This window comes from Acinetobacter sp. UBA5934, assembly GCF_002430855.1.
Taxonomy (GTDB): Bacteria; Pseudomonadota; Gammaproteobacteria; order Pseudomonadales; family Moraxellaceae; genus Acinetobacter.
The window spans coordinates 14,900-17,547 of the sequence record NZ_DJDC01000049.1; the positions used below are offsets into that span (position 1 = coordinate 14,900).

Here is a 2,648-nt window from a genome sequence, read left to right on the forward strand (position 1 = left end):
AGCTTCTCCGGGTGGCAGTACCGCCAATTTGTTTAGCTATCTATTTAAAGGTGATTTAGCACTCAACATCACCCTGACTGCAATTAATTCAGTGATTGCTGCGCTAACCTTACCTCTTATTGTCAACTTTGCCATTCAACACTTTATCAATGACGGACAACAGATTAACTTACAGTTCAGTAAAATCCTGCAAGTCTTTGCCATTATCATTGTCCCGGTTTGTATAGGTATGCTGATCCGGCACTATGCCCCACATTTCACAGAAAAATTAAATAAATCACTACGCATCTTCGCTGTTCTATTTTTAATCTCCATTATTATTGGCGCAATTGTCAGTGAACGTCAGAATATTACTGAATACCTGGCTCAAGTGGGCATTGCAACTGCGCTGTTCTGCATGTTCAGCCTGTGTATCGGATACTTCTTGCCGCGGCTGTTCGGTATTAACAGTGCACAAGCACGTGCCTGTGCCTTTGAAATTGGCATTCACAACAGCACCCTGGCCATGACTATTGCACTGACCGTGATGGCGAACTCCACCGTTGCCATGCCAGCTGCAGTATATTCCATTTTCATGTATATCTTCGCCGCGCTCTTTGGCATGTTCTTGAATAAAATCGCGCCACATCCAGCGCCTATAGCGACCTGATTCAGCTTGCATAATAAAGGACGTCAATGTATGTCCTTTTCTTTTTTCAGGATAGTTTTTATCAATATATAGTGGTTTCATCCTGAGTTCCGTTACAATGGCATCTTTATAAAGACAAATTTAGGTTATCTCCGTGAAGTGGTTACAAATTCATATTACTGTTGAGCAAGCTCAAGTTGATTTTACTGAAACCCTGTTAAGTTCATTAGGTGCGGTAAGCGTAACTTTAGATGATGCTGAAAATCAGGACTTGCTTGAACCGCTTCCAGGTGAAACGCCTCTCTGGAATAAAGTGATTGTAACTGGCATCTATGCGCAGGAAGAAGACGAAGAAATTGATGTAGATGCGCTAGTGACCTTTATTACTGCACAGATGCCTGAGGCACCATTACGTTACGAGTTTATTGAAGATCAGGAATGGGAACGTACCTGGATGGATGCCTACGAACCTATTCAGATTGCCGAGAAATACTGGATTGTACCTGAATGGATGGAAGCTCCGGAAGCTGATGCCGTGAACATTAAGCTTGATCCAGGTCTGGCTTTTGGTACTGGTAACCATGCCTCAACCTTCCTTTGTCTGCAATGGCTCGGTCAAACCGATGTGAAAGATAAAATTGTGATCGACTATGGTTGTGGTTCAGGCATTTTAGGCGTTGCCGCTTTATTGCTGGGTGCAAAAAAAGTGTATGCCACTGATATTGATCCGCAAGCTGTGTTGGCGACCCAACAAAATGCCGAACTGAATGGTGTACTGGAAAATCTGTTTGTAGGTCTGCCAGACGAGTTCAATGAAGAACTGAAGGATCAGAAAGCCGATGTGTTTGTTGCCAACATTCTTGCAGGTCCTTTAATGGCCCTTGCGCCTGAATTCGCAACTTTGGTTAAATCTGAGGGAGAGTTCGCACTTGCCGGTATATTAGAAGAGCAAGTTGCTGATGTTTCTAGTGTTTATTCTGAATTTTTTGATATACTGCAAATCGAAAAACGTGACGAACATTGGTGTCGAATTTCGGGTAAACGCCAAAATACCCAAGCAAACCTTGAATAGACTATGAGCGAAAAACAAACCTCCTGCCCTAACTGTTTGACCAAGTACAAAGTCTCTGTGGCTCAACTTACAGTTGCTCGCGGGATGGTTTGTTGTGCAAAATGCTCAACCAATTTTAATGCCTTGACCCATCTGGTGGTAGACAAAGAAGAAACTTTCTCTACTGCCACTCAAACAAATTCATCTTTAAATCCAGTTCAAGAAGCCTATGCATCTCATGAACTGTCGTCTGATCTGTTCATTGGCAATCAAAAAGCAGAACAACATTTATTAGACATTTACGATCGTAAAGTCGAAAACTCAAATATTGATTTAAAGACCTATCTGAATAACTTAAATTATTTTAGTACTGATCCTATTGGCAACTATCCCGCACTGAACTGGTCAGAAAAAGCTGAACAGGAAAAAAAATATGGTGCGGGGCATTATGTTTTATGGGGGATAATTAACTTATGTTTAGTCAGTTTACTTATTTTGCAGTTTTTCTGGTTTAATCCGAAAATTTTAAACAACAGTCCGGTCATTAGTGCTCTGTTTAATACTGCATGTCAGGCATTTAAATGTTCAATTATGGAAGAGAATTATCGTCTGATCTCCACCAACAAGGTAAAGGTTAAACAAATTTCCCGACAAAAAACCCAGTTCACTGGAGAACTGATTAACTATCATACCCAAAGTTTGGCCCTTCCAATGATCAAGGTAAATTTGAAAGAGAATGGGGAAACGATCTCGACCTATTCCTTTATGCCTTCTGAATATTTAATTGAAAGTCTTCAAGGAATTCAACGAATCCCTCAGAATAGTCCTTTCAAATTCAAATTTAGCATTCCGGTAGCACGCAAAAGCTTTGACACTTATAGTTTAGAAATAATTCGTCCGTAATATTGAAAAAAACTATTAAAAAATACAAAAAAATGTAAAAAAAATGCAGTTTTCTTGCTCACTTTT

The 2,648-nt window shown here is 40.2% G+C and carries 3 protein-coding genes; all 3 read left to right on the forward strand.

Annotated features, from left to right (window positions below; genetic code table 11):
- Positions 1–649: bile acid:sodium symporter family protein (locus tag B2Y23_RS03515; protein ID WP_291369047.1), on the forward strand; the 649-nt coding region annotated here is incomplete at its 5' end.
- A gap of 133 nt (positions 650–782) precedes the next feature.
- Positions 783–1,700, forward strand: a complete 918-nt coding sequence (gene prmA / locus B2Y23_RS03520; RefSeq protein WP_291353882.1) for a 50S ribosomal protein L11 methyltransferase — start codon at positions 783–785, stop codon at positions 1,698–1,700.
- 3 nt (positions 1,701–1,703) lie between these two features.
- On the forward strand, positions 1,704–2,582 hold the full coding sequence (locus B2Y23_RS03525) for a DUF3426 domain-containing protein (protein ID WP_291353880.1): 879 nt from the start codon (positions 1,704–1,706) through the stop codon (positions 2,580–2,582).
- Positions 2,583–2,648 lie beyond the last annotated feature (66 nt).

What these genes read in the sequence shown, in the direction of transcription:
- B2Y23_RS03525 (WP_291353880.1), top strand. Translation starts at nt 1,704, where the DNA reads ATGAGCGAAAAACAAACCTCCTGCCCTAACTGTTTGACCAAGTACAAA.